22 protein-coding genes are annotated in these 24,740 nt (G+C 64.5%); 8 read left to right on the top strand and 14 right to left on the bottom strand.

Annotated features, from left to right (window positions below; genetic code table 11):
* Window position 1: 1 nt before the first annotated feature.
* From H4I97_RS13615 to H4I97_RS13630, 4 genes are all read right to left on the bottom strand, one after another.
* Window positions 2-1,189, bottom strand: coding sequence for a histidine kinase dimerization/phospho-acceptor domain-containing protein (locus tag H4I97_RS13615; RefSeq protein WP_210297077.1), 1,188 nt, complete (start codon window positions 1,187-1,189; stop codon window positions 2-4).
* On the bottom strand, window positions 1,186-2,034 hold the full coding sequence (locus H4I97_RS13620; protein WP_182305204.1) for a PhnD/SsuA/transferrin family substrate-binding protein: 849 nt from the start codon (window positions 2,032-2,034) through the stop codon (window positions 1,186-1,188). Before H4I97_RS13620 ends, H4I97_RS13615 begins: the two co-directional genes overlap by 4 nt.
* Window positions 2,035-2,665: 631 nt before the next feature.
* Window positions 2,666-3,604, bottom strand: a complete 939-nt coding sequence (locus H4I97_RS13625; protein WP_182305205.1) for a cation diffusion facilitator family transporter — start codon at window positions 3,602-3,604, stop codon at window positions 2,666-2,668.
* The gene (locus tag H4I97_RS13630; RefSeq protein ID WP_182305206.1) at window positions 3,594-3,821 is read right to left on the bottom strand and encodes a hypothetical protein; all 228 of its coding nucleotides are present in this window, start codon (window positions 3,819-3,821) and stop codon (window positions 3,594-3,596) included. Before H4I97_RS13630 ends, H4I97_RS13625 begins: the two co-directional genes overlap by 11 nt.
* A 347-nt stretch (window positions 3,822-4,168) precedes the next feature.
* Between H4I97_RS13630 and H4I97_RS13635 the strand changes: the two genes are divergently transcribed.
* The 4 genes from H4I97_RS13635 to H4I97_RS13650 all read left to right on the top strand — a co-directional run bounded on the left by H4I97_RS13635 (window position 4,169) and on the right by H4I97_RS13650 (window position 9,302).
* On the top strand, window positions 4,169-4,873 hold the full coding sequence (locus H4I97_RS13635; protein ID WP_182305207.1) for an SDR family oxidoreductase: 705 nt from the start codon (window positions 4,169-4,171) through the stop codon (window positions 4,871-4,873).
* Between the two features lie 207 nt (window positions 4,874-5,080).
* Entirely contained in the window at window positions 5,081-6,334 is a 1,254-nt protein-coding gene (locus H4I97_RS13640) for an NAD(P)/FAD-dependent oxidoreductase (protein ID WP_182305208.1), read from the top strand.
* 300 nt (window positions 6,335-6,634) lie between these two features.
* On the top strand, window positions 6,635-7,993 hold the full coding sequence (locus H4I97_RS13645; protein WP_182305209.1) for a glutamine synthetase family protein: 1,359 nt from the start codon (window positions 6,635-6,637) through the stop codon (window positions 7,991-7,993).
* Window positions 7,994-8,006: 13 nt separating this feature from the next.
* The gene (locus tag H4I97_RS13650) at window positions 8,007-9,302 is read left to right on the top strand and encodes an NAD(P)/FAD-dependent oxidoreductase (protein ID WP_182305210.1); all 1,296 of its coding nucleotides are present in this window, start codon (window positions 8,007-8,009) and stop codon (window positions 9,300-9,302) included.
* Between the two features lie 38 nt (window positions 9,303-9,340).
* Here H4I97_RS13650 and H4I97_RS13655 read toward each other — a convergent pair whose 3' ends face one another.
* The 3 genes from H4I97_RS13655 to rirA form a co-directional block, all read right to left on the bottom strand.
* The gene (locus tag H4I97_RS13655; RefSeq protein WP_182307649.1) at window positions 9,341-9,826 is read right to left on the bottom strand and encodes a gluconokinase; all 486 of its coding nucleotides are present in this window, start codon (window positions 9,824-9,826) and stop codon (window positions 9,341-9,343) included.
* 129 nt (window positions 9,827-9,955) lie between these two features.
* Entirely contained in the window at window positions 9,956-11,557 is a 1,602-nt protein-coding gene (locus tag H4I97_RS13660; RefSeq protein WP_182305211.1) for a GMC family oxidoreductase, read from the bottom strand.
* Window positions 11,558-11,750: 193 nt separating this feature from the next.
* Window positions 11,751-12,224 (bottom strand): iron-responsive transcriptional regulator RirA, encoded by a 474-nt coding sequence (gene rirA / locus H4I97_RS13665; RefSeq protein ID WP_182305212.1) that lies wholly within the window; start codon window positions 12,222-12,224, stop codon window positions 11,751-11,753.
* Window positions 12,225-12,404: 180 nt separating this feature from the next.
* Here rirA and H4I97_RS13670 point away from each other — a divergent pair, with 180 nt between their 5' ends.
* A complete protein-coding gene (locus H4I97_RS13670) occupies window positions 12,405-13,448 on the top strand; it encodes a Fe(3+) ABC transporter substrate-binding protein (protein ID WP_182305213.1) in 1,044 nt (347 codons plus the stop codon).
* Between the two features lie 101 nt (window positions 13,449-13,549).
* Here H4I97_RS13670 and H4I97_RS13675 read toward each other — a convergent pair whose 3' ends face one another.
* Window positions 13,550-15,046, bottom strand: a complete 1,497-nt coding sequence (locus H4I97_RS13675) for a CoA-acylating methylmalonate-semialdehyde dehydrogenase (protein WP_182305214.1) — start codon at window positions 15,044-15,046, stop codon at window positions 13,550-13,552.
* Between the two features lie 374 nt (window positions 15,047-15,420).
* Here H4I97_RS13675 and H4I97_RS13680 point away from each other — a divergent pair, with 374 nt between their 5' ends.
* The gene (locus H4I97_RS13680; protein ID WP_182305215.1) at window positions 15,421-16,302 is read left to right on the top strand and encodes a LysR family transcriptional regulator; all 882 of its coding nucleotides are present in this window, start codon (window positions 15,421-15,423) and stop codon (window positions 16,300-16,302) included.
* Between the two features lie 3 nt (window positions 16,303-16,305).
* On the opposite strand, the gene H4I97_RS13685 is transcribed toward H4I97_RS13680, so the two are convergent.
* Genes H4I97_RS13685 through H4I97_RS13695 form a run of 3 tightly spaced genes read right to left on the bottom strand, consistent with a single transcriptional unit; the run spans window position 16,306 to window position 18,247 of the window.
* Window positions 16,306-16,902 carry a DUF1007 family protein gene (locus H4I97_RS13685; RefSeq protein WP_182305216.1) on the bottom strand — a complete coding sequence of 199 codons (597 nt, stop codon included), beginning with the start codon at window positions 16,900-16,902 and terminating at the stop codon, window positions 16,306-16,308.
* A complete protein-coding gene (locus H4I97_RS13690; protein WP_182305217.1) occupies window positions 16,899-17,645 on the bottom strand; it encodes a hypothetical protein in 747 nt (248 codons plus the stop codon). Before H4I97_RS13690 ends, H4I97_RS13685 begins: the two co-directional genes overlap by 4 nt.
* Entirely contained in the window at window positions 17,645-18,247 is a 603-nt protein-coding gene (locus tag H4I97_RS13695) for a HupE/UreJ family protein (RefSeq protein ID WP_182305218.1), read from the bottom strand. The genes H4I97_RS13690 and H4I97_RS13695 overlap by 1 nt, the downstream gene beginning before the upstream one ends.
* Before the next feature lie 146 nt (window positions 18,248-18,393).
* Here H4I97_RS13695 and H4I97_RS13700 point away from each other — a divergent pair, with 146 nt between their 5' ends.
* Together H4I97_RS13700 and hemN are read left to right on the top strand one after the other, a co-directional pair.
* On the top strand, window positions 18,394-19,029 hold the full coding sequence (locus H4I97_RS13700; RefSeq protein ID WP_182305219.1) for a HupE/UreJ family protein: 636 nt from the start codon (window positions 18,394-18,396) through the stop codon (window positions 19,027-19,029).
* Between the two features lie 110 nt (window positions 19,030-19,139).
* A complete protein-coding gene (gene hemN, locus H4I97_RS13705) occupies window positions 19,140-20,492 on the top strand; it encodes an oxygen-independent coproporphyrinogen III oxidase (RefSeq protein ID WP_182305220.1) in 1,353 nt (450 codons plus the stop codon).
* A 94-nt stretch (window positions 20,493-20,586) separates the two neighbouring features.
* Here the strand turns inward: hemN and H4I97_RS13710 are convergent, their stop codons facing one another.
* From H4I97_RS13710 to H4I97_RS13720, 3 genes are all read right to left on the bottom strand, one after another.
* Window positions 20,587-22,485 carry a nitric oxide reductase activation protein NorD gene (locus H4I97_RS13710; protein ID WP_182305221.1) on the bottom strand — a complete coding sequence of 633 codons (1,899 nt, stop codon included), beginning with the start codon at window positions 22,483-22,485 and terminating at the stop codon, window positions 20,587-20,589.
* A 12-nt stretch (window positions 22,486-22,497) separates the two neighbouring features.
* Window positions 22,498-23,307 (bottom strand): CbbQ/NirQ/NorQ/GpvN family protein, encoded by an 810-nt coding sequence (locus H4I97_RS13715; protein WP_182305222.1) that lies wholly within the window; start codon window positions 23,305-23,307, stop codon window positions 22,498-22,500.
* An 81-nt stretch (window positions 23,308-23,388) separates the two neighbouring features.
* Window positions 23,389-24,735, bottom strand: a complete 1,347-nt coding sequence (locus tag H4I97_RS13720; RefSeq protein WP_182305223.1) for a nitric-oxide reductase large subunit — start codon at window positions 24,733-24,735, stop codon at window positions 23,389-23,391.
* Window positions 24,736-24,740 lie beyond the last annotated feature (5 nt).

The following is a 24,740-nucleotide window of genomic DNA, read 5'->3' on the forward strand; positions in this document are numbered from 1 at the left end:
TTCAGGCCAACCTGACCATTCTCCCCGCCGCCGCTCCGGCATTCAAAAGCAGGTTCAGCGCCACCTGCCGCACCGGGGCCGCGGGTTGACGCGCCAGCAGTGCCGCCCCCGCGGCAATCCGCCAATCCAGGACCTGACCGCGACCGTAAGCCTCGGGTTCAAACAGCAGATGCAGGTCCTCGAAGTCTTCGGCGCGCAGCGGTTGCCCCGCACGGTCAAGCCGGTTCTGATCAAGGATCGCCCGCGTCACGTCGCGCAGATGACCCAAGCCGCGCTGCATCAATTCTGCCGATTGGCGCACCACATCGGGCCGGTCGGCATAGGTGTGGATGGTGTCGGCGGCATTCAGCAGGCCTCCCAGCGGATTGTTGATCTCATGCGCCAACGAGGAGGAAAGTCGCCCCAGGCTGACAAAGCGCTCCCGGTCGGCCAGCCGACGTTCGGCTTCCGCCCGTTCCTCCACGGCTGTGGTCATGCGGTTATAGGTCTCGATCAACCTCGCCAACCTTGGATCGCCATGGGGGATCTCGGCCTCGGGAATGGGCCGTGGGGCACCGTCCGACGCATCCATCGCCTGCACCAATGCTCCAACGGGACGCAGGATACGCGCCACGGCGAACCAGCCGCCAAAGGCCAAAACCGCCGTCGCCAGGGCGTTGCCGAACAGAAGCCACAGGGTCACGTCACGCCGCTCGGCCAGCAGGTCGGTCACGTCCAGTTCCGTGACGATCCCGCCAACGGTACGGCCCTGATATTGCAGGGGTGCAGCCACCCGCAGGACGGGATTACCGGTCATCCGCACAGCTTCCGGAGCGACCGCCCCGCTCTCGAAATCCCGTGCATCCCCGCCCACCGGTGCGCGGCGCGGATCGGTTGCGGCGAGCACGCGAGCACGCTCATCCGTCACCACGGTCAGCAAAAGACGCTGCCCTTCGCTTCCCGGTCGCGCCCGGTCGAGGATGTCGTAAACCTCCCAGACATCCTGCCGCAGGACCGATGGGCCAAGGGCGACTGAAAGGCCCTCCATATGCAGCCGTGCCGTCTCGGACAGCCGGGCGTCCTGCACACGGCCCAGGGCGGAAAGCACGCCTTGGCTGGCCACCAGCCCCAGCAGAATCATCAGCGCGGCTGTAATCAAGGGCACGCGCAATGTGACGGGAAGGTTCCCAAAGCGGGACAGAGGCTTCATCCGCCCTCCATAATCGCCATGCGCGCGGCGATGCCGTCGAATAGCGGTGGCTCGGCGGCCGTGACACCGTCGAGATACAAGAGCTGCAACACCGTTTGGCCCTGATCGGTCTGATCAAGGCTCTTGAGCGCCGCCGCACAGGCCACAGTCCCAGCCTCGGCCATGCGGTCACTGCGTGCGACAAAGGGAGGAAAGCCGAGCTTTTCCGACCGCTCGACGACCCTGGTCCGGGCCGTCAGATCAGGCTCGACGCTGTTCAAGACCTCCCAGACATAGCCGTCGACGCTGCCTGACCGTGTCAGTCCGCCCGCGACCGCACGGACAACATTGCGGTGACCATAGGTAAAAATCGCCCGGGAAAAGAACTTGTCTGCCACCTCACCCATACGGACAAGATCTGATGCCGTGACCAGAAAGCCCGAATTGCTGTCGGGGTCCGAAAAGGCATGCGTGCCACCACGCAAGTCGGCTAAGCCCGTTGCGGGGTCGTCTTCAGCCACGATCAGATAGGACTGGTAGAGCGGCTCGCCCCGCCAGACGGGCACCCCAAGAAGCGACAGTTCCGCCCGGTGTTGCAGGAAGGGATAACCGCAAGTCCAGGCCGCATCGACCGACCCATCCAGAAGCGCGCCCGTGATCTCCTGATAGGTGCGCCTTTGAACAAGCTCGATCTCCTGTCCCATCGCAGCCGCAAGCGCCCCACGCAGGGCGGAGATCACGGCGGCATCATTGTCCAGAAAGACCGGGGTCAGCGCAAAGCGGAACGGCTCGGCCGTCTGTGCCCGCACCAGGGGTGCCGCACAGACGGCAGCCCCCATCATGATCGCGCTCCGCCGCGTGAGCATGTCATCCTCCCTCAAACCGCAAGAGGACAGGTTCTCCTCGGTTTCCGCCCATCAACGCAGATTGCCCCTTGCCAGTCAGCGCGTCAAATCGCAAATCGTCGATGCTCGAACGAAGGCCTCCTTGCGACAGACCCGGGACCTGATCCCTCTGGTTCCAAGGACCGGTATCGGTCCTTGTCGGTCATCTAACGCCTGCGTAGCGACGTTAGCTTTATGACGCGCTCTGGAGGAGGCCGTGCCCAAAGCGATGCCTGGTTCCGGCAAGCGCGACGGCGTCCTGCATGACCTACAAGTGGGCGCGAAGTAGCAGAGCGCTTTGTCGCCACCAGACGGCCAGTTCGAAGTCAGACAGCGGAAATAATTGCCGCTTTATCCGCCCGTTGACTGATGCCCAAAGCCAGGGCACATAGATGGCATCCACGGTCGCCCGGCGGGACAACATAGGGAACTCAAAGGCGATTTTGATAAGTCTTTGAAGTCATGTGAAAATCCAGGCCTCCCCAGCCAATTGTCACTAAAGCCCCTAATTCCCTGATTTTCCAGTCCTGCCGACCCATTCTGGCGAAAGGCCGACGGAAGGCGGTCGCCACACCTGTTGCCTGCCGCTCGCAATGCCGCATTCCGGCCACCGTCACTGCGTTTGCTCCTTCCGGTTCGCGCCATGTCCATAGAGGCCAGCGCCCCGATGGGCCTGATCCTCCCGCTCAAACTCGAGCGTCGAGTGAGCGATGCCGAACTCCTCCTCGAGCACCTGCTTGATGGCGCGCTTGATATCGTGGAGACGGCCCCAGGCTTCCTGCTCGACCACGACATGCGTATCGAGCGCGGCAGCATGTTCCTGCATCTGCCAGAGATGAGCGTGGTGGATGTCGACCACTCCGTCGACCGCGCGTATCGCGTTCACCACAGCGTTGTTGTCGATGTCGGGAGGACTGCCCAGCATGAGCGTTCGAATGGGGCCGCCGATCTCCGTGAAGGCCATGTAGAGAACATAGAGGGCAATGCCGATCGTCGTGGCGGGATCGACCCACCGCATGTCGTAAAGGATAATCACCGCGCCCGCGACGATGACCGCGACCGAGGCCAGCGCATCCGACAGGTTGTGCAGGAAAAGCGCTCGGATATTCACGCTCCCCTTCTGCATCGACCAGGTGAGCAGCGCAGTCAGCGTGTCCACCGCCAGCGCCACACCACCAAGAATGACGACCGTCCAGCCGCCTACCTCGGGCGGACTGATCATCCGCATGCCGCCTTCGTAGATGAGATAGAGGCCGACGAGGATCAACGTGGTATAGTTTATCAGCGCGGCGACAATCTCGATCCGACCGTAACCGAAGGTCATCGTCTCGTCCGCCGGTCGCCGCGCGATCTTGCGTGCCGCGAAGGCGATGACCAGCGAGGCCATGTCGGACAGGTTATGAAGCGCATCCGCGATGAGGGCCAGACTGCCGGACAGCAGGCCGCCGACAATCTGTGCGACGGTCAGCAGGCCGTTCGCCCAGATCGCGATGGAAACCCGGCGGTCCCCGGACTTGGGATCAATATGGGTATGCCCGTGATCATTCGGCATGTGCGATGTCCTCGTGAACGGCGCACGTCGCGGAGAGCGACGGCAATGCGACGGGCGAGCCGGTCCCGATCATCAGCCGGTTCCCGGAAAGATCAACTGCGACGGCGACATAAGTTCTCCACATGAAGCTGCCACTGCTGTCCGGCAGCGAAATATGTTCGATCAGCAACTCCGTACCGATGTCAACGACGCCAACCGCCGCAAACGGTGCGGCCACAACGGGCAGCCGACAGATAACCCACAGTTGTTTCTTTCAACAGCCGATCTCAGGGCGTCTCTGTGCCCATCGGCCGCCGAGAGAGCCCGCCGCCCACCGGCCCATCAACGGCACGACATCGCAGTTCCCGGCCAATGCTCGCCGGAAACTCTTACAGGCATCCCGGAGCCCGTTACGACATCGTCGGCGACCTGACGCCGGCAGTGCCGCGGCGCGTTCAGAAGCCAACGCTCCGATCGTTTTTCCTTGCCAAAAGGAGGAGGACCCCTTTCGTTACGATAAAACAGTCCTACGTCAGACGATATCGGGCCTGCGACGGAACCCATCATGAAAGAGAGGATCTTGCAATGTCGGTCAAGAAAGTAGCCATCGTCACCGCGGGCGGGAGCGGCATGGGAGCGGAATGCGCCCGGCGCCTTGCGGCGGATGGGTTCAACGTCGCGATCCTCTCCTCGTCCGGAAAGGGCGAGGCGCTGGCCGAAGAGCTGGGCGGCATCGGGATCACCGGCTCCAACCAGTCGAATGACGATCTCAAACGTCTCGTGGATGCCACCGTCGAGAAATGGGGGCGGGTCGACGTGCTGGTGAACAGCGCCGGCCACGGGCCGCGCAAGCCGGTCCTCGACCTGACCGACGAGGACTGGCACACGGGCATGGATGTCTATTTCCTCAACGCCGTGCGTCCGACGCGGCTCGTCATGCCGATCATGCAGAAGCAGAAATCCGGCGTCGTCATCAACATCTCGACCGCCTGGGCCTTCGAGCCGTCGTCGATGTTCCCCACCTCCGCGGTCGCCCGCGCGGGCCTTGCCGCCTTCACCAAAATCTTCGCGGATACCTATGCGGCGGACAATATCCGCATGAACAACGTCCTGCCCGGCTGGATCGACAGCCTGCCTGCCACCGAGGAACGCCGCTCGGCCGTGCCGATGAAACGCTACGGCACCAGCGCGGAAATCGCCGCGACCGTCGCCTTCCTCGCCTCCGATGGCGCCGCCTACATTACGGGACAGAACATCCGTGTCGACGGCGGGCTGACGCGCTCAGTGTGACGACCTGATGAAACCTGCGATCCGGAGCCGCCTCGACAACGGATCGTGGCTATTTTCATGGCCCTTGTCGAAGAGTCTGCGAAGACTCAGCGCATTTTTGCAACGCCTGCCGGCAATCGACAGATCTTTGCATTTTTCCATTTGCGCGGCGGCATCGACAATTGCAATGTTCACGAAAGACGTGACAGCAACGGAATCCTGAAAAGAATGTCTGCAGATTCGATCGTGCTCGGCGCCGGTATCGTCGGCGTTTCCACCGCCATCCATCTCGCCCGCCGCGGCCGCTCGGTGGTGCTGGTCGACCGGCGGGGGGCCGGTGAAGAAACCTCGTTCGGCAATGCGGGGTTGATCCAGCGCGAGGGCATCGTGCCCTACGGCTTCCCGCAGGAAGTCGGAATGCTGGTGCGCTACGGGCTCAACAACCGGATCGACGCGTATTACCATCCGACGGCCATGCCGAAGCTCGTGCCGTTCCTGTCGCGCTACTGGTGGCATTCGAACGAGGTGCGCCATCAGGCGATCGCCAACGCCTACGCGCCGCTCATCGAGAATTCGGTTTCGGAACATGCCGACCTGATCAAGGCCGCCGGTGCCGAGCGCCTGATCCGCAAGGACGGCTGGATGGAAGCCTTCCGCACCAAGGCGGCGATGGACAAGGAAGTCGCCGAGGCCGAGCGGCTGGCGAAGGTCGCGGCCATCAAATTCACCGCGCTGACGGCGGACGACCTCGCCCGCGTCGAGCCGCACCTGACGGGCAAGTTCGTCGGCGCGCTGAAATGGAACGACCCCTGGTCGGTCACCGACCCGCACGGGCTGACCATGGCCTATCTCGCCTATTTCGAAAGCCTCGGCGGCAAGTTCGTCAGGGGTGACGCCACGACGCTGAAGCCCGCCGCCTCCGGCAAGGGCTGGCAGGTCAAGACCGCCGACGGCACGGTGGAAGGCAAGGACGTCGTTCTGGCGCTCGGCCCCTGGTCGGAGGACGTGACCCGCACGCTCGGCTACAGCTTCATCGTCGGCGTCAAGCGCGGCTACCACATGCACTATGCGCCGGCCGGCAATGCCGTCCTCAACAACTGGACCATGGACAAGGAGCGCGGCTATTTCCTCGCGCCGATGGACAAGGGCATCCGCCTGACCACGGGTGCGGAATTCGCCGACCGCGACGCGCCGAAGTCGCCGGTGCAGGTCGAGCGCGCCGAAAAGGTGGCGCGCACGATCTTCCCGCTCGGCGAACGGCTCGATCCCGAACCGTGGATGGGGGCGCGGCCATGCACGCCGGACATGATGCCGATTATCGGCAAGGCGCCGCGCCACGACGGCCTCTGGTTCGCCTTCGGGCACGCCCATCACGGGCTCACCCTCGGCCCCGTCACCGGACGGCTGATCGCCGAGGCCGTCACCGGCGACACGCCGTTCCTCGACATGAGCGCCTGGCGGCCGGAGCGGTTCAAGGCTTGAGAGATTTGCCGCCCTGCCGCGCTCCTCGCCGCGGGGCTGGCAAATGCGGCAATTTCGTGATAGCGGTGTCTTCGGTCGAAAGACCAAGTTTCCGCGCGGTCGCGGAAATCTGCCGGGCTGTGTTCCTTATCTTCGCACCTTCCGATACGCCCCGGCAGAAGACTACTGTAGAGGCTGAGGCATGTTTCGCTTTCTGAACTACCACGGAGATTTCGGCGACCGTTAGCGTCGTTCGATACCGTTGCGCGTGCGTTTTTCCGCATGCGAAGGTCAGATCGTTGAAACCATTGCCGGTGCCTTATGGATATTGAATGCCAAGCCAAAACCTTTTTCGAAGCAAACCCCGACATCGAAGTGCTGGAAGCCTTCGTCATCGACGTCAATGGCGTTCCGCGGGGCAAGTGGATCCCGCGCGAACGCGCTCTCGACGTCCTGACCAAGGGCATGGCGATGCCGCGCTCGGTCTATGCGCTCGACGTATGGGGACGCGACGTCAATGCCGCGGGGCTCGCAGAAGGCACCGGTGACCCCGACGGGCTCTGCTTTCCGGTTCCCGGCACGCTGTCGCGCGTCACCTGGCTTTCGCGGCCGACGGCGCAGGTGCTGCTGGAGATGCGCAATCCGGACGGCAGCGGCTTTTACGCCAATCCGCGCAACGTGCTGGCAAGCGTGGTCGAGCGCTACCGCAAGCTCGGGCTGACGCCGGTCGTTGCGACCGAGCTCGAATTCTATCTCATCGATCCGGTGCGCTCGGCGCTCGATCCGGTGCGCCCGCCGAAGACTCGCGAGGGCCGCTGGCATACCGGCCAGACGCAGGTGCTTTCGATCGCCGAACTGCAGGATTTCGAGGAGGTCTTTTACGCGATTTCCACCGCCGCCCGCGCCCAGAAGGTGCCGGCCGACACGACGCTGCGCGAAAACGGCCCCGGCCAGTACGAGATCAACCTGAACCACGTGCCGGATGCGCTCGCCGCCGCCGACTATGCGGTGCTCCTGAAGCGCATCGTCAAGGGGGTTGCCCGCTGCCACGATCTCGACGCCACCTTCATGGCGAAGCCCTACGGCATGCAGGCGGGTAGCGGCATGCATGTGCACTTCTCGGTGCTCGACGAGACCGGTGCCAACATCTACGCCGGTGAAGACGGGCCGTCGGAGGCGCTCTTCCATTCGGTCGGCGGGCTTCTGGAATCCATGGGCGAGAGCATGGCTGTCTTCGCACCCCACCAGAATTCCTACCGGCGGCTGCGGCCGTCGGAACATGCGCCGACCTATGCCTCCTGGGGCTTCGACAACCGCTCGGCGGCGGTGCGCGTCATCACCGCGAGCCGGCCCGCGACCCGCATCGAGCATCGCGTCGCCGGCGCCGATACGAACCCCTATCTCGTCGTCGCGATGATCCTGAGCGCCGCGCTCGCCGGCATGAAGGAGAAGACGCAGCCGGGTGGCGCGATCAGCGGCGACGAGCACGCGATCAACCACGAGCCGCTCCCGACCAACTGGGACCAGTCGCTGCAGCGTTTTTCGAAGTCGAGCTTCGCCTATGCGGCGCTCGGCCCGAAGTATCGCGGGCTCTACACCGCCTGCAAGCAGCAGGAAATCTCGGAATTTTCGCTCCGCGTCACCGACGTGGAATACGACGCCTATATCCGGACCGTTTGAGAGGAACAGGACGATGCAGACTTCCCCGAACAATCCCGGCCACACTAATTCCTGGTATGCGGCAAGTGCCAACGACAAGCGCGTCCGTCCCGAACTCGAAGGCGAGACGGAGGCCGACGTCTGCGTGATCGGCGCCGGCTTCACCGGTATTTCCGCCGCACTGGAACTCGCTGAGAACGGCTTCTCGGTGGTGGTGCTCGAAGGCGAGCGCATCGGCTTCGGCGCCTCCGGCCGCAACGGCGGCCAGATCGTCAACGGCTACAGCCGTGACCTCGAAGTGATCGCGAAGCGTTACGGCCAGGAGAAGGCCGTGAAGCTCGGCGAGATGTCGCTCGAGGGTGGCGAAATCATCCGCCGCCGCGTCGCGACATACGGCATCCACTGCGATCTCGTCGACGGCGGCTTCTTTGCCGCCTTCACCGACAAGCAGGTCAAGGAGATGGCGCATGTGAAGGCGAACTGGGAAAAGCACGGGCATACCGGGCTCGAGATGGTCTCGAAATCCGAGGTCGGCCGCTACGTGAAGACCGACCGCTATGTCGGTGGCATGATCGATCGCCTCGGCGGTCACATTCACCCGCTCAATCTCGTGCTCGGCGAGGCCGCTGCTGCGGAAGGGCTCGGCGTGCGGATCTTCGAGAAGTCGCGGGTCACCGGCCTCGACATGGGCGCGAGCCCCGTCGTGAAGACGGCCAGGGGCCGGGTGAAGGCAAAATACGTTCTCGTCTGCGGCAATGCCTATCTCGGCTCCATGCTGCCGAAGATCACCGACCGGATGATGCCTGTCTCCAGCCAGGTCATGGCGACGGAGCCACTCGACGCAAAGCTGATCGAGGACCTGCTTCCGGCCAACTACTGCGTCGAGGATGCGAACTACGTGCTCGACTACTACCGCCGCACCGCCGACAACCGGCTGCTCTACGGCGGCGGCATCGGCTATGGCGGGCATGACCCGGCAAACCTCACCGGCGTCATCCGCCCGAATATGCTGAAGACCTTCCCGCAGCTGAAGGACGCCCGCATCGACTTCGCCTGGAGCGGCAATTTCGCCCTCACGCTCACACGCGTCCCGCATATCGGACGACTTTCGGAGAACGTCTATTTCTCCCACGGCGATTCCGGCCACGGGGTGACGACGACGCATCTCCTCGGCAAGATCCTCGGTGAAGCCGTCCGCGGACATGCCGGACGCTTCGACGTCTGGGCCTCGCTGCCGGCGCTTCCCTTCCCCGGCGGCCGAACCTTCCGCGTGCCGCTCACCGTTCTCGGCGCGTGGTGGTACGGCCTGCGCGACAAGCTCGGCGTCTGAGGAGCATCGAGCGGGCACCAAACAGCCCGCTCATTTTCTCAACGGATCGAAAGCCCCGCGACGGCAATATCTGCGATCTCGTCGATCTCCCGGTCGATACCGACCGTCACGACGCCCGGTTCGCCGGTCGGCACTTCGAGTGTTGCAAGCTGGCTGTCGAGGAGAGAGGTCGGCATGAAATGGCCCGTGCGGGACCCCATCCGCTCGCTCAGCAGCGCGCGCGTGCCTTCGAGATAGACGAAGGATAGCCGCCCGGCCACCGCATCGCGCAGCCGGTCGCGATAGACTTTCTTCAGCGCCGAGCAGGAGACGACGATCCCCTCGCCGCGGTCCAGAGCCTCGGCCATCCTCCGGCCGATGATTTCGAGCCACGGCCAGCGGTCATCGTCACTCAAGGGTTCGCCACGCGACATCTTCTCGACATTCGATTTCGGATGCAGGACATCGCCTTCGATGAAGGGCAGACCGAGGCGCTCGGCGATCGCCGCGCCGACGGATGACTTGCCGCAGCCGCAAACGCCCATCACGATGATCGCCCCCTGCCTTGCCGTCTTCGTCCGTTCCACCTGTCCGCTCCCGCCGTGCTCGTTGCGACGAAGCGGAAGATAGCGATCGGCGCGTCCAAGTCCACCCGCGGTGAACGTGAACTGCAGTCAGCCCGCGCGCATCTCGGCGGCGATCTTCTCGGCCATCATGATGACCGGCGCATTGGTGTTACCGCCGATCAGCGTCGGCATCGCCGAGGCGTCGATGACACGAAGCCCCTTGACACCCTGAACCCGGAGTGCCGGATCGACGACGGCGCGATCGTCCGAACCCATGCGGCAGGTGCCGACGGGATGGTAGATCGTGTCGGCGCGAGCGCGAATGCGTTCGGTGAGTGCCGCATCCGAGCCGCCGGCCTCTGCGTAGAGTTCACGCTTGCGGTAACCGGCGAGCGCACCCGCCTCCATGATGTCGCGCATCACCTTCGTGCCGGCGAGCATGCCCGCCATGTCACGCGGGTCGGAGAGATAGGCGGGGTCGATGCGGGGCGCCGCCCGCGGATCGGCGCTCCTCAACGTCACTGCCCCGCGCGAATGCGGCCTGAGCAGACAGACATGGCAGGAATAGCCGTAGCCTATATGCAGCCGGCGGGCATGATCATCGACCATGGCGACGACGAAGTGGAGCTGGATGTCCGGCCGGTCGAGCGCCGGATCGGTCTTCAGGAAGGCGCCCGACTCGGCGAAGGTCGAGCGCAGATGCCCGGTGCCTTCACGCCGCCATTCCCGCGCCGACCGGGCGATGTCGGCCGTGCCGTGAAGGCCGATGCCGATCATGTCGCGGTCACGCGAGCGGTAGATCATGGTGAAATCGAGATGGTCCTGCAGGTTGCGCCCGACCTCCGGACTGTCGGCGACGACCGCGATACCGTGGCGGCGCAGTTCGTCCGCGGGACCGATACCGGAGAGCATCAGCAATTGCGGCGACTGCAGCGCACCGCAGGCGACAATCACCTCGCGCGCGGCACGGGCAATCAGTTCGCGGCGACCGACCCGATAGGCGACAGCAGAGGCGCGGCCATGCTCGAAAAGCACGCGGCTCGCCCGAGCGCCGGTGACGATCGTCAGGTTCGGCCGGTCGAGATGGTCGGCCAGGTAGGCGGCGGACGCCGAGCAACGCTCGCCCTTGCGCGGACCGCGCCAGAACTGTGTCGCCTGGTAGAGGCCGATCCCCTCCTGATCCGGACCGTTGAAATCGTCGTTGCGACGAAAGCCGCGTTCCTCGCCGGCGGCAAGGAACGCTTGGTTCACCGGCCGCGCCCATTCGGCATCGCTGACCTGCAGCGGCCCGCCCGAGCCGTGAAGGGGGCCGGCACCACGCGCATTGTCCTCCGCTTTCAGGAACCACGGCAGCACGTCGGCAAAGGACCACCCGTCGCAACCGGCATCCGCCCAGTCGTCGTAGTCGCCGGCATGGCCCCGGACATAGAGCATCGCATTGATGAGGCTCGACCCGCCGAGACCGCGTCCGCGCGGCTGATAGCCGCGCCTGCCGTTCAGTTCCGCTTGCGGTTCGGTCTCGAAAGCCCAGTTGGCAAAGGGCAACCGCCCCGGCACGACCGCAGCGGCACCCGACGGCACACGCAGCAGCAATTCGCGTCCCAATCCCCCCGCCTCCAGCAGGCAAACCTTGACGTCTGGGTCCTCGCTCAACCTTGCAGCCAGAACCGCACCCGCCGAGCCGCCGCCAGCGATCACATAGTCGAACATGGTCCCCTCCCAAGGCCCCGGCAATACGACGCTCCGCGGCATCACCTTTCCGTTTACGTATACGTAAACCGACCAGAACGATCACTCAAGAGGGAGCGTTCGCCCAGTGGACGATTTCAGAGAGACAAGGCAAACGAAAACCCCGCCGACCTTTCGGTCCGGCGGGGTTCGACAAAAGGGGCTATTGTCGCGATCAGGCGGCCGGCGCGGAGACCGTCTTTGCCGGCGCGTCAGACAGGCCAAGCAGGAAGTTGATGTGCGGACGCGCCTTGACGAGGTCCTCGATCGTGTACTCCGACAGGACCTCGAAGAAGGCGCCGAGCGCGCGGCGCAGGGCCGCATTCAGCCCGCAGCTGTCGACGAGAGGGCAATCGATCTCGCCGTCATCCTCGAAACACTCGGCCATCGCAAAACTGTCTTCGGTAACCTTCACAACGTCGAACAGGGTGATCTTGTCGGCCGGACGGCCGAGCCGCACGCCGCCGTTACGGCCGCGTACCGTTTCCACCAGTCCCGCCTTGTTAAGCGGCTGCAGGATCTTGAACAGGAACAGTTCCGAAACGCCGTAAGCCCTGGCGATCTCCGGGATGCGGCTCAGACGGTCCTTGTTCGCCGCGCAGTACATCAGCATGCGCACGGCATAATTGGTCTGCTTCGTCAAACGCATGCATGACTCCTCGTGCTTGGGTTCCCCCTATATAGGACCTTTTGTACTTTTGAACAATTCCAAAATAGTCAAGTTCACATTTCTACACCGCCTCTGCGACGAAGAGTCCGTTGACACCTCTCCGTATTCATGACTATTACGCTCAAGAATATGCAACACGAGACAGGAAGGGACACCTTCATGACGTTTTCACGGATGCTGCGTTCGGGTCTTCTGGCTTCGGCGGCGTTTCTCGCCGCGGGCGGAGCCGCCATGGCCGATGGCGAGGTCAACATCTATTCCTATCGCCAGCCGGAACTCATCCAGCCGCTGATCGATGCCTTCTCCAAGGAAACCGGCGTCGAGGCGAATGTCCTGTTCCTCGACAAGGGCCTGGTCGAGCGTATCAGTGCAGAAGGCGTCAACTCGCCGGCCGACGTGATCCTGACGGTCGATATCGGTCGCCTGGTCGAGGCGAAGTCCGGAGGTGTCACCCAGCCGCTTTCCGACGAGGCGATCAACGCGCAGATTCCGGCCCAGTACCGCGATCCGGACGGTGACTGGTTCGGGCTCACCACCCGCGGCCGTGTCGTCTATGCCTCGAAGGACCGCGTCAAGGAAGACGCCATCACCTACGAGGAGCTCGCCGATCCCAAGTGGAAGGGCAAGATCTGCATGCGTGACGGTCAGCACTCCTACAATATCGGGCTCTTCGCCTCGATGGTCGCCCATCACGGCGAGGAATACACCGAAAAGTGGCTGCGCGGCCTGAAGGAGAACCTCGCCCGCAAGCCGGATGGCAACGACCGCAGCCAGGCCAAGGCGATCATGTCCGGCGAATGCGACATCGCGCTCGGCAACACCTATTACGTCGGCCTGATGCTTACCAACGACAAGGAGCCGGAAGAGAAGGAATGGGCGGCCGCCATCAAGGTCCTCTTCCCGAACGCCGCCGATCGCGGCACCCACGTCAACATCTCCGGCATGGCACTCGCGAAAAACGCACCGAACAAGGACAATGCCGTGAAGTTCATGGAATTCCTCGCCTCCAAGGAGGCACAGGAAATCTATGCCGAGCAGGTCTTCGAATATCCGGTCATGCCGGGCGCCAAGGTCTCCGACGTCGTCGCCTCCTTCGGCGAGATCAAGCCCGACACGCTGCCGCTCGCGGACATCGCCGCAAACCGCAAGAAAGCATCCGAGCTGGTCGACAAGGTCGGTCTCAACGACGGACCGTCGATGTAATCGGCGAACGCTTCCCATGAAATACGAACAGGCCCTTTCGGGCCCGTTTTGCTTTGCGGCGCCCCCTCGCCCGAGAGAGCGAGGGAGGTATGAGCCTCGTCTTACTTCATCGTCGGAATGGAGAACTCGGCGCCATCCTTGATGCCGGACGGCCAGCGGCTCGTGATCGTCTTGGTGCGGGTCCAGAACTTGATCGAGTCCGTGCCGTGCTGGTTCAGGTCGCCGAAGGACGAAGCCTTCCAGCCACCGAAGGAGTGGTAGGCGAGCGGAACCGGGATCGGAACGTTGACGCCGACCATGCCGATGTTGATGCGGCTTGCGAAGTCGCGGGCGGCGTCGCCGTCGCGGGTGTAGATCGCGACGCCATTGCCGTATTCGTGCTTCATCGGCAGCGAGAGCGCATCTTCATAGTTCTTGGCGCGGACCACCGAGAGAACCGGTCCGAAGATCTCGGTCTTGTAGATGTCCATGTCAGGGGTGACGTTGTCGAACAGGCAGCCGCCGACGAAGTTGCCGTTCTCATAGCCCTGCAGCTTGAAATCGCGGCCGTCGACGACGAGCTTCGCACCCTGTTCCACACCACGATTGATGAGACCGAGGACGCGTTCGCGTGCTTCCTTGGTGACGAGCGGGCCCAAATCGGCCTTGTCATCTGTATAGGGGCCGATGCGCAGTGACTCGACCATCGGGGTAAGCTTCTCGATGAGCCGGTTGGCGGTTTCCTCGCCGACCGGAACGGCGACCGAGATCGCCATGCAGCGCTCGCCGGCCGAACCGTAGCCCGCACCCATCAGGGCGTTGGCGGCCTGGTCCATGTCGGCATCGGGCATGATGATCATGTGGTTCTTGGCGCCGCCGAAGCACTGGGCGCGCTTGCCGTTCATCGCGGCCGTGCCGTAGACGTAGCGGGCGATCGGCGTCGAGCCGACGAAGGAGACCGCGCCGATTTCCGGATGGGTGAGGATACCGTCGACGGCTTCCTTGTCGCCGTTGACGACGTTGAGGATGCCGGCAGGAAGGCCAGCCTCGATCATCAGTTCGGCAAGACGCATCGGCACGGACGGGTCACGCTCGGACGGCTTCAGGATGAAGGCGTTGCCGCAGGCGATCGCCGGCGCGAACATCCACATCGGGATCATGCCGGGGAAGTTGAAGGGCGTGATGCCGGCGCCGATGCCGACCGGTTGGCGGATCGAATACATGTCGATGTTCGGGCCGGCGCCTTCGGTGAACTCGCTCTTGGAAAGATGCGGAATGCCGATCACGAACTCGCAGACTTCGAGGCCGCGGACGACGTCGCCCTTGGCGTCTTCGATGGTCTTGCCGTGCTCACGCGACAGCATTTCGGCAAGCTCGTCCATGTTGTCGTTCAGGAGCTGGACGAACTTCATGAACACACGGGCGCGGCGCTGCGGGTTGGTGGCAGCCCATTTCGGCTGTGCAGCCTTGGCAGACTGGACGGCGGCGTTCAGTTCGGCGGCGCTTGCAAGCGCCACCTGCGCCTGCACTTCGCCGGTCGCCGGATTGTAGACGGGGGCGGTGCGGCCGCTGGTGCCGGCGACGCGCTTGCCGTCGATGAAATGCCCGATCTCATACATGGATGTGCCTCCTCAGGTTTTTCGCTGGACACAGCATCCCACTTTAATTTGCACAACACAACGCGATGATATACGCATCTATTGTGCAGAAATTGATGTTTAATGGAGGCAGTTGCGAGATGCTCCGGCCGACGTTCAAGGCTCTCACCCCCCTCTGTCACTTCGTGACATCTCCCCCTCAGAGGGGAGATTGCTGCTGCCCGCATTATTCACCGCCAGTCACGCTGCACCTATTGAAGATGAGATTCTTCCGTTCGGGCACATGGGAAGCGACGCACGCTCCGTCCGGCCGATCTCCCCCCTTGAGGGGGAGATGCCCGGCAGGGCAGAGTGGGGTGTCGCCGCCACGACCCGTGAGGTTGCGGAGGCTCGCCATGAACTGGGATGACGTGCGTATCTTCCTTGCGGTGGCGCGGGCCGGCCAGATCCTTGCCGCGTCAAGGCGGCTCGGGGTCAATCATGCGACCCTGTCACGACGGCTGACCGCGCTCGAGGAGGCGCTGCAGACCCGGCTCTTCGTCCGGCGGACCAATGGCTGCGAACTCACCGCCGAAGGCGAAGGCTTTCTCGTCTCCGCCGAGCGCATCGAAACCGAAATGCTGGCCGCCCAGGCACGGCTCGGACGCACCGACACGGCGGTCGCCGGGACGGTCCGGATCGGCGCGCCGGACGGGTTCGGCGTCGCTTTCCTCGCGCCGCGGCTGGGGCGGCTCATCGACCGCCATCCGCAGCTCAAGATCCAGCTCGTGCCGGTGCCGCGGGCCTTTTCGCTCTCGAGCCGCGAGGCCGATATCGCGATCACCGTCGAGCGCCCGGAGACCGGCCGCCTCGTCTCCTCCAAGCTCACCGAATATACGCTCGGCCTCTATGCGTCGCGCGACTATCTCTCGGAGGCGGGCGGGCCGGCGAATGTCGAGGCGCTGAAGGAACACAGCCTGATCGGCTACGTGGAAGACCTCATCTACTCGGCCTCGCTCAATTATACCGGCGAGATATCGCGCAGCTGGGATTCCGCCTTCGAGATATCGAGTGCCATCGGGCAGACCGAAGCGGTGCGCTCCGGCGCCGGTATCGGCATCCTGCACACCTATATCGCCAGGCAGTATCCGGAGCTCTGCCGGGTGCTGCCGGATGTGGCGATCCGGCGCGCCTACTGGACGATCTTCCACGAAAGCGCCCGCGATCTGACGCGCGTGCGCACGGTCGTGCAATACCTGCAGGAGCTGGTGAACGAGGAACGGAAGATCTTCCTCTGACGCTCACCGGCAGGCGAGGACGACAGCTTCCGGCACGATCAGTCCGCCGAAATACGCGTCGGTGGGACGCATCTCGCGGCTGACAGTGCAGCCCTCGCCGCCTCGGACGAGCGCGGGCCGATCCGTAGCGAAGGCCACCGCGGCGGTATAGTCGCGATCCCGCACCATGAGTTCGATCTTGCGGCCGGCGACTGCGACGGGTTCCTTGAGCCGGAAGCCGAAAACGATGGTCACGATACCATTGGCAACCGTGGCATCGAAGGCGCCCGGCATGCCGAGCGCCACCCGCTGTCCGTCGGCCGAGAGCTCCGCAAAGAAGCGTGGTCCGCCGAGGTCGCCGGTCAGAGCCCGGCGCATCACCGCGCGTTCAGCCGGATCGAAGACGCCGTCACCATTCGCATCGAACCGGGCGATCATACGGCGGCTCGAGACTTCGTCGATTGCGAGGCTCTCGGCAACCGCGACCAGCCGGCCGGCCTTTACATCGAACAGCACGCGCGCGGTCACGGCGATATCCGGATGGCTCGCCGCGAGACCCGCGGACGCCAGCCAGAAAAGGGAGGCGACGAACGCCCGAACCGGCAAAGAACGGCGGATCATCCTGCAGGCTCCTTCCCGTCGAGTTCCTGCAGGACACGCCCGAAACCCGGGAACGCACCGTCGTCCGGCAGCGCCGGAAACGGCGGAGGTTCGAGCGCCGTGCGCTTTGCCGCCATATACGCCCCGCCGTATAGAAAGCCGATGGCGATCAGCCAGCTCGCGAAGATGCGGGCGGCAATCGTGAGCCAGGTCCGGTCGAAGGCGGCCGCGGCAAGCGCCACCGTGGCCGAGATCCAGACCTCAGCGGCAAAGGCCAGCGGCCGATAGCTCCACTCGTGCAGGGTCGGGTCGCCGAGAAGCGTCGCAATCGCAAGAGCCGCGCCCGCGGGCGCCAGCAGCGGCAGGGCGATCCATGCCCGCGCGCCACGCGGCAGCACGAGCGGCAGGCCGATGAGCACGCAGGCGATCGGCCCTGTGAGGAAGAAGTGCGCCGCCGCTCCCGACGCCGTCGCCATCAGTGTGAAGAACGGCTCACGGAAGAGAATACCGGCGGCCGTTCCGAATACGAGGGATGCCAGAGCAAACGGCAACGCCCGCCGCGGCAACTGGCCGAGGAGAAGGCCGAGGCCGGCAAGCGGCAGGATGCGTTCAGCGGTGAAGACGGAGGCGAGCAACCAGTTGCCCTGCCAGCCGGACTGATACGCTGAAGCAGCGAGCGCCACCGCGCCGGCGAGTGCAAGCGCACATGCCGCCAGACGGAGATTTCGGCGCGACGGCACCACCACCGGCTTTTGCAGTGACATCAGGAAACGAGGAAGTAGAGGCCGCCGAGGCCGATCAGCCCGCCGAGCGCACGCGACAGCTCGCCCGCACGCACGCGCTGGAAGAGAAGTCCGACCGCGATGCCGGCGATATGGATGAGACCGGTCGCGACGACAAAGCCGATCGCATAGTCGGCAGGGTCGGTGGCGTTCGGCAATTCGGCGCCGTGGGCATAGCCGTGGAAGATCGCGAAGACACCGATCACCGCAAGCGCGAGCCATTCCGGCGGGCGCCACAGCAGGGCGATCGAGGCGCCGAGGACGATGATGGAAAGAGCAATGCCGCTTTCGACGGCCGGCAGCGGAACGCCGGCAATCCCCAGCATACCGCCGGCGACCATGATCAGTGGGAAGGCGATCGGCAGGCTCCAGACGGCACGACCGCCCATCTGCGCGCCCCAGAGGCCGACGCAGAACATCGCCAGCATGTGGTCGACGCCCGAAAGGGGATGCTCGAAGCCATGAAGAAAGCCGCCAGCCTGCCCCTGCAGGATGTGCGCCTGCGCCACGGCCGGCACCGTCGCCAGCGCAAGGCCGCAAAGCACGACCGCTGCAACGCGACGCGGTACATTCGAAAACAGCATGGGTACGATCTCCCGTTCGACGTGTCGCAGGGCGCCGGCAGAGAGCCGGCGAGTCGGGTCTCGACTATATCCGAATCACCGGAGATTGTAGATGGATCGTGTCGGACGACGCTGTCGGACGCCATCGCGTACCCTGGAGAAATACCATGACCCGCCTGCCGAAGTCTCCCCGCCGGTCCAGAATCCGCCGCCGCGGCGCATCTTTCCTGCCGGTCATTTTTGCGACGGTCGGGATGGCGGCTGTGCCCGCGCAAGCCTTTGCCCATGCGCTTGGCGGCGTCATGGGCGGCTTCGGCAGCGGCTTCGGCCATCCGCTCGCCGGCTTCGATCACTTCCTCGCGATGCTGGCCGTCGGGCTCTGGGGCGCGCAGATGGGTGGCAGGTCGGTGTGGGCGCTTCCGGCCACCTTCCCGCTCATCATGTGCGTCGGCGGCTTTGCCGGCATGCTCGGGCTCTTTCCCGACGACCTCATCCGGATCGCGATCGCCGTCTCGCTCCTCGTGCTCGGCGGGGTGATCGCGGCCCGCTGGGTGGCACCGGAATGGGCAGCACTCGTCATCGTCGCGTTCTTCGCGATCTTCCACGGCTATCCACACGGACAGCTGACGCTCAGGGCGACCGATCCCGCCGCCTTCACCGTCGGCTTCGTCGTCTCGACTGGCCTCATCCACATCCTCGGCATCGGCATCGGCTTCGCGCTCGGCCAGCTCTATCGCGGCTACGTCGTGCGTGCGCTCGGCGGAATGATCGCCGCAAGCGGCGTCTATTACCTGCTGGTCTAGGTCGGTTTTTTGCCGGGGAGATAATCGCGCCGCTCCTTGGGATTTAACAAAGAACAAGTCTCGTGCCCGCCCTAGCGTGCGCTTCACCACAGAACGAGGGTCGAAGCGACATGGACAAGAACTTCATCGAAACCTATGGCGATGCGCGCCTGCCGCGCTACACCAGCTATCCGACCGCACCCCGCTTCTCCGCCGCCATCGGCGCCGGCACCTATGGCGACTGGCTGACGGCAATCCCGGCGCGCGAGGCGGTTTCGCTCTACCTGCACATCCCCTTCTGCCGGTCGATGTGCTGGTATTGCGGTTGCCATACCTCGATCACCCAGAAGGATCAGCCGATCCTCGACTATCTCGAGGTGCTGAAGCGCGAGGTCCGCGCCGTCGGCACGGCTGCCAAACGGCATTTGCGCGTCGGTAACGTGCACTTCGGCGGCGGGACGCCGACGATCATGGAAGCCGCCGAGTTCCTCGACCTCATGGCGTTCCTGCAGCAGAATTTCGATTTCTCGCCTGCCGCCGAGGTCGCCGTCGAAATCGATCCGCGCACGCTCAGGGCAGAGATGATCGCGGCCCTCGGACAGGCGGGCGTCAACCGTGCAAGCCTCGGCGTGCAGAGCTTCGATCCGGTCGTGCAGAAGGCGATCAACCGCATCCAGACCGCCGAGCAGACCGAGGCCGCGGCGAAGGGGCTGCGCCGGACCGGCGTCGACAGCATCAATTTCGACCTCATCTATGGCCTGCCGCACCAGACCGTGCGCTCCTGCATCGAGACCGCGGAAACCGCGATCGCCATGCGGCCGGACCGGTTCGCCGTCTTCGGCTACGCGCATATCCCCGCCTTCAAAAAGCACCAGCGGATGATCGACGAGGCTGCACTTCCGGGTGCCTCCGAACGCAATGCGCAGGCCGAGGCCATCGCCGAAACGCTTGTCGCCGCCGGATACCAGCGCATCGGGCTCGATCATTTCGCCCTGCCCGAGGACGAGCTCTCGCTTGCCCAGCGGCAGGGGCGGCTGCACCGGAATTTCCAGGGTTATACGACAGACGCCTGCAAGACCCTGATCGGCCTCGGCGCTTCGGCAATCGGGCGCACTGCGGAGGGCTATGCCCAGAACGAGGTGGCAATCGGGCAATATGCCCAGCACGTCGCCTCGGGTAGGCTCGCCACCGCGAAGGGCTATCGGCTGACGGCCGAGGATCGGTTGCGGGCGGCAGTGATCGAGCGGCTGATGTGCGATTTTCGCGCCGATCTTCACGGGATTGCGGGCGAGCACGGCTTTGATCCGGAAGTGCTGCTCGATGCAAACACGATGCTCGAACGGCTGAAAGGCGACGGCGTCGTGGATCTCGAGGACGGCATGCTCACAGTGAAGCCCGACCACCGCTTCCTCATCCGCTCCGTCGCCGCGTGCTTCGATGCCTATCTGGCGGAAGCCGGCCGTACCTATTCCAAGGTGGCGTGAAGAAGACCGCGCGCTGAGTTCGGCTTCACCTCAAAAAAATGTAAGGCCCGGCGATCCCCACCTCGCCGGGCCTTCCCGCAGCTGGCCTTCCGCCCTATCCGGCCAGGCCGCGGTAAATCGCCGGCAGCGCGGAAGGCAGCCGGGCAATGTGTGAAACGATCGCGTAGCCGTTCTGCCCGAAGATCGCCGGTACGTAGGCTTGCGCCTCCCTGTCTACCGTCACGCCGAACACCTGCACGCCCGAGCGGCGCGCCTCAATGACCGCCCGACGGCTGTCTTCGAGCGCAAAGCGCCCCTCGTAGTGATCGACGTCGTTCGGCTTGCCGTCGGTCAACACCAGCAGCAGGCGGCGACGGTTCGGCTGTTCCTTGAGCCCCGCGGTGGCATGACGGATTGCCGCGCCGATACGGGTATAGTAGCCCGGCTTCAGCGCCGCGATCCGGCGTTCCACCGTGGCATTCATCGGTTCTCCGAAGTCCTTGACCGTCTCAACCCGCACCCAGGAGCGCCGGCGCGAGGTGAACGTCAGGATCGAATGGTTGTCGCCGCAGGCCGAAAGCCCGTGTGCGAGGACCAGCAGAGCCTCCTTCTCGACGTCCAGCACCCGGCGGTCGTCGAACCAAGCATCCGTCGACAGAGAAACGTCGACGAGGATCGTCACCGCGAGATCGTGTGCCTGTGGGCGGCTCATCAGGTGAACACGGTCGCTGCCCTGCCCACCGGCGGCAAGGTCGGTCCTTGCGCGCACAACGGCGTCGAGATCGAGATCCGATCCGTCGATCTGTGCCCGCAGCACCTCGTGGCGCGGGCGTAGCACTTCGAACTGCCGCTTCACCCGACGGATGAGGCTGCGCATTTCGTCGCGGGCCTCCAGCGTTTCACCCTCCACCGGGGCGGGGCTCGCGAGCACGCGGCAATGGTTCTTCAGGTAGGCGTTCGACCGGTAGTCCCATTCCGGATAGGTGAGCTCCGCCGTGAGTGGCGTGCGGTCCAGCGCCTCCGGCGGCAGGTCGAGGTCGAAACGGAAGCGTGCGGAGGGCCTGCCCTTGCGCTCGCCGAGCGTCATGTCGTCCAGTTCCTCCGCCGCAGCGGCGTCGTGGTCGTCGCTGTCGTCGCCGGGGCGGTCGACGTTGACCATCTCGGCCATGGCGAGGATCTTTTCGAAGCGGTTGAGAATGAAGGGGCTGCGGGACTGCTCGCGTCCGTCCTTCTTTTCCCGGGTCGCGACGTGACGACCGGCAATGCCGGCCTGACGGTCTGCGGCAGAGGCCGGCGAATCCTCGTCCGTCCGGGCGTCGCTCTCTTCACGGATCAATGCGTCCGGCCAGAGCGGCACCGGCAGCATCGGCAGGTAGCCGGGCGGCGCGCGCTCCGGAAACTGGCGCGGCTCCGGCTCGGCAAGCCGACCGACGCCTTTCAGCAAAAGGTCGCGTATGCGGTCCTCGACACGCTGCTCGACTGACGGCAGGGTACCGCGGCGACGCTCCTTCAGCACCGCGGCGCAGAGCCTGCGATAGCGCGGCTCGAGCCCCGGAAAGGCAGACAGGACTGTGGTGACGGTCGCCTCCGCGCGGGCGAGAGCCTCGAGATCGCGCATGAGCGGATCACGCGCGTCCAGCGGCTCCAGCGGCATCACCGCCATGGTCGCGGCGAGCCAGACATAAAGGTCGCGATTGAGCGCCTTGTCGGGGAAGAGGTCGATTGCCGGCGGCAACATCAACGTCGCGTGGTCGCGGCAGGGCTGGACCAGTTTCTCCTCGCCTAATCCGAGCCGCTGGCGGAGCTTCAGGCGGTGGCCGGAGGTCCGTCCGCGAGCGGGCGCAACCTGCACGGCGTGCTCACCGCCGAACCCGCGGAAACAGACGGCGAGCACGGGCTGGATTTCATCGAGGCTTACCGCATCCCCGGGATAGCACGGCCATGTGCGGGTGTTCCCCGCCAGACGATGCCAGGCACGTCCGACCGTCTCTTCGAGTTCGAGGAAATCCAGCATAGTCCTGTCCTCTCAGCGGATCACCGCATCGGCGACTTCGAGGAGCCCGGCACGCACGTCCGGCTCGTCGGTCAAAGGCTCGATCATCGCCGAGCGCACCGCCTCGCGGATCGGCAGTCCTGCATCGATCAGGCTCGCGCAGTAGACGAGCAGGCGGGTCGAGACGCCTTCCTCGAGGTCGTGGCCCTTTAGCGCGCGGAGCTTGCGGGCAAGCTCGACGAGCATGGCGACCTGGCCTTCGGACAGGCCGCTTTCGGCGGAGACGACGGCGATCTCCTGCTCCTTCGGCAGGAAGTCGAATTCGATCGCCACGAAGCGCTGCCGCGTCGAAGGCTTCAGCGTCTTCAGGAGATTCTGGTAGCCGGGATTGTAGGAGACGACGAGCATGAAACCGGCCGGCGCTTCGAGCTCCTCGCCGGTCCGTTCGAGCGGCAGGATGCGGCGGTCGTCGGTCAGCGGATGCAGTACGACGGCGACATCCTTGCGGGCTTCGACCACCTCGTCGAGATAGCAGATGCCCCCTTCGCGCACTGCCCTTGTGAGCGGCCCGTCGACCCAGACCGTGTCTCCGCCCTTCAGCAGATAGCGGCCGGTGAGATCCGCGGCAGCGAGGTCGTCATGGCAGGAGACGGTGGACAGCGGGACGCCGAGCTTCGCCGCCATGTGGCTTACGAAGCGGGTCTTGCCGCAGCCCGTCGGTCCCTTGAGGAGCAGCGGCAGCTGCCGGGTCCAGGCTGTTTCGAAGAGCGCGCATTCGTTGCCGGCCGGCGTGTAGGACGGAATGTCGGCGGACGTGGACGCGGTCTTGAGCATCAGGTTCATTGGGGGTGTTCCTCGTGCTGAATTGTGTGGAGCCTGCTGCCTCCCCGCATGAGGGAGGCAGCATAGCGGTCGACGCGCGGATCACTCCGCCGGCTGCGCCAGACTTGTGTAGGTCGGCTCGCGCTTCTTGCCCGGCACAAGGATCGCCCAGATGAACATCAGGGCCGAAACAAGCACCACCGCACCCGAACCCAGGCGGATCCAGTAGAAGAGAGCAAGCTGGTCCTGCACGTCCATGTAGCTTTCGCCGAGGACGCGCTGCAGGTGCACCTGGAGGACGCCTGCGAAGGTGAGCGCGAAGGTCATCACCGACATCGCCGTGCACATCGCCCAGAAGCTGACCATGGAGAGCCACTGGTTATACGGTGCCCGTCCGCGGATTTCCGGCACGGCATAGGCCATCACCGCGAGGTTCAGCATCACATAGGCGCCGAAGAAGGCGAGGTGGCCGTGGGCGGCGGTGACCTGCGTGCCGTGGGTGTAGTAGTTCACCGACGACAGCGTGTGCAGGAAGCCCCATACGCCGGCGCCGAAGAAGGCCATGACCGAGCAGCCGATCGACCAAAGGAGCGCGGCACGGTTCGGATGCTTGCGGCCGGCCCTCCAGGTCATCACGAAGGTGAAGATAACCATGGTGAAGAAGGGCGCCACTTCGAGCGTCGAGAAGAGCGAGCCGATCCACTGCCAGTAGCCCGGAGCACCGATCCAGTAGAAGTGGTGACCAGTGCCGAGGATGCCCGAGAAGAGCGCCAGGCCGACGATGACGTAGAGCCACTTCTCGACGACCTCGCGGTCGATGCCGTTGAGCTTGATCATCAGGAAGGCGAGCACGGAGGCCATGATCAGTTCCCATACGCCCTCGACCCAGAGATGGACGACGTACCACCAGTACATCTTGTCGAGCGCGAGGTTCGCCGGGTTGTAGAAGGCGAAGAGGAAGAAGATCGCGACACCCCAGAGACCGAAGATCAGGATGTTGGTGACGACGGTCTTTCGGCCTTTCAGCACCGTCAGCGTGATGTTGAAGAGGAACATCAACGCGACGATCACAATGCCGACCTTGATCGCGAAGGGCTGTTCGAGGAACTCGCGGCCTTCGTGGATGTGGAAGAGATAGCCGACCACGGCGACCGCTGCGGCACCGAGGAAGAGCCAGAACTGGGCGATGGCGATCTTCGTGCTGAAGAGTTCTGTCTCGGTCTCCTCGGGGACCAGGTAGTAGGTCGCGCCCATGAAGCCCATGAGCAGCCAGACGATCAGCGCATTGGTGTGGATCATGCGCACGATATTGAAGGGCACAAGCTCGGAAAGCGTATTCGGCAGCACGTAGATGGTGCCGGCGAGGACGCCGAAGAGAACCTGCGCGAGGAAGAGGCCGAGCGCGCCGTAGAAATACAGCATCGCGACCTTTTGGGTTTGATATTTCATCGTCT

It is taken from the genome of Ciceribacter thiooxidans, assembly GCF_014126615.1.
Taxonomy (GTDB): Bacteria; Pseudomonadota; Alphaproteobacteria; order Rhizobiales; family Rhizobiaceae; genus Allorhizobium; species Allorhizobium thiooxidans.

Excerpts from the sequence above, each read along its gene's own strand:
- H4I97_RS13700 (WP_182305219.1), top strand. The coding sequence starts at position 18,394 with ATGACCCGCCTGCCGAAGTCTCCCCGCCGGTCCAGAATCCGCCGCCGC.
- H4I97_RS13670 (WP_182305213.1), top strand. The coding sequence starts at position 12,405 with ATGACGTTTTCACGGATGCTGCGTTCGGGTCTTCTGGCTTCGGCGGCG.
- H4I97_RS13685 (WP_182305216.1), bottom strand. The coding sequence starts at position 16,902 with ATGATCCGCCGTTCTTTGCCGGTTCGGGCGTTCGTCGCCTCCCTTTTC.
- H4I97_RS13695 (WP_182305218.1), bottom strand. The coding sequence starts at position 18,247 with ATGCTGTTTTCGAATGTACCGCGTCGCGTTGCAGCGGTCGTGCTTTGC.
- H4I97_RS13675 (WP_182305214.1), bottom strand. The coding sequence starts at position 15,046 with ATGTATGAGATCGGGCATTTCATCGACGGCAAGCGCGTCGCCGGCACC.
- H4I97_RS13660 (WP_182305211.1), bottom strand. The coding sequence starts at position 11,557 with ATGTTCGACTATGTGATCGCTGGCGGCGGCTCGGCGGGTGCGGTTCTG.
- H4I97_RS13625 (WP_182305205.1), bottom strand. The coding sequence starts at position 3,604 with ATGCCGAATGATCACGGGCATACCCATATTGATCCCAAGTCCGGGGAC.
- H4I97_RS13620 (WP_182305204.1), bottom strand. The coding sequence starts at position 2,034 with ATGCTCACGCGGCGGAGCGCGATCATGATGGGGGCTGCCGTCTGTGCG.
- H4I97_RS13640 (WP_182305208.1), top strand. The coding sequence starts at position 5,081 with ATGTCTGCAGATTCGATCGTGCTCGGCGCCGGTATCGTCGGCGTTTCC.
- hemN (WP_182305220.1), top strand. The coding sequence starts at position 19,140 with ATGGACAAGAACTTCATCGAAACCTATGGCGATGCGCGCCTGCCGCGC.
- H4I97_RS13715 (WP_182305222.1), bottom strand. The coding sequence starts at position 23,307 with ATGAACCTGATGCTCAAGACCGCGTCCACGTCCGCCGACATTCCGTCC.
- H4I97_RS13655 (WP_182307649.1), bottom strand. The coding sequence starts at position 9,826 with ATGGGCGTTTGCGGCTGCGGCAAGTCATCCGTCGGCGCGGCGATCGCC.
- H4I97_RS13710 (WP_182305221.1), bottom strand. The coding sequence starts at position 22,485 with ATGCTGGATTTCCTCGAACTCGAAGAGACGGTCGGACGTGCCTGGCAT.
- H4I97_RS13615 (WP_210297077.1), bottom strand. The coding sequence starts at position 1,189 with ATGAAGCCTCTGTCCCGCTTTGGGAACCTTCCCGTCACATTGCGCGTG.
- H4I97_RS13635 (WP_182305207.1), top strand. The coding sequence starts at position 4,169 with ATGTCGGTCAAGAAAGTAGCCATCGTCACCGCGGGCGGGAGCGGCATG.
- H4I97_RS13680 (WP_182305215.1), top strand. The coding sequence starts at position 15,421 with ATGAACTGGGATGACGTGCGTATCTTCCTTGCGGTGGCGCGGGCCGGC.
- rirA (WP_182305212.1), bottom strand. The coding sequence starts at position 12,224 with ATGCGTTTGACGAAGCAGACCAATTATGCCGTGCGCATGCTGATGTAC.
- H4I97_RS13650 (WP_182305210.1), top strand. The coding sequence starts at position 8,007 with ATGCAGACTTCCCCGAACAATCCCGGCCACACTAATTCCTGGTATGCG.
- H4I97_RS13645 (WP_182305209.1), top strand. The coding sequence starts at position 6,635 with ATGGATATTGAATGCCAAGCCAAAACCTTTTTCGAAGCAAACCCCGAC.
- H4I97_RS13720 (WP_182305223.1), bottom strand. The coding sequence starts at position 24,735 with ATGAAATATCAAACCCAAAAGGTCGCGATGCTGTATTTCTACGGCGCG.
- H4I97_RS13690 (WP_182305217.1), bottom strand. The coding sequence starts at position 17,645 with ATGTCACTGCAAAAGCCGGTGGTGGTGCCGTCGCGCCGAAATCTCCGT.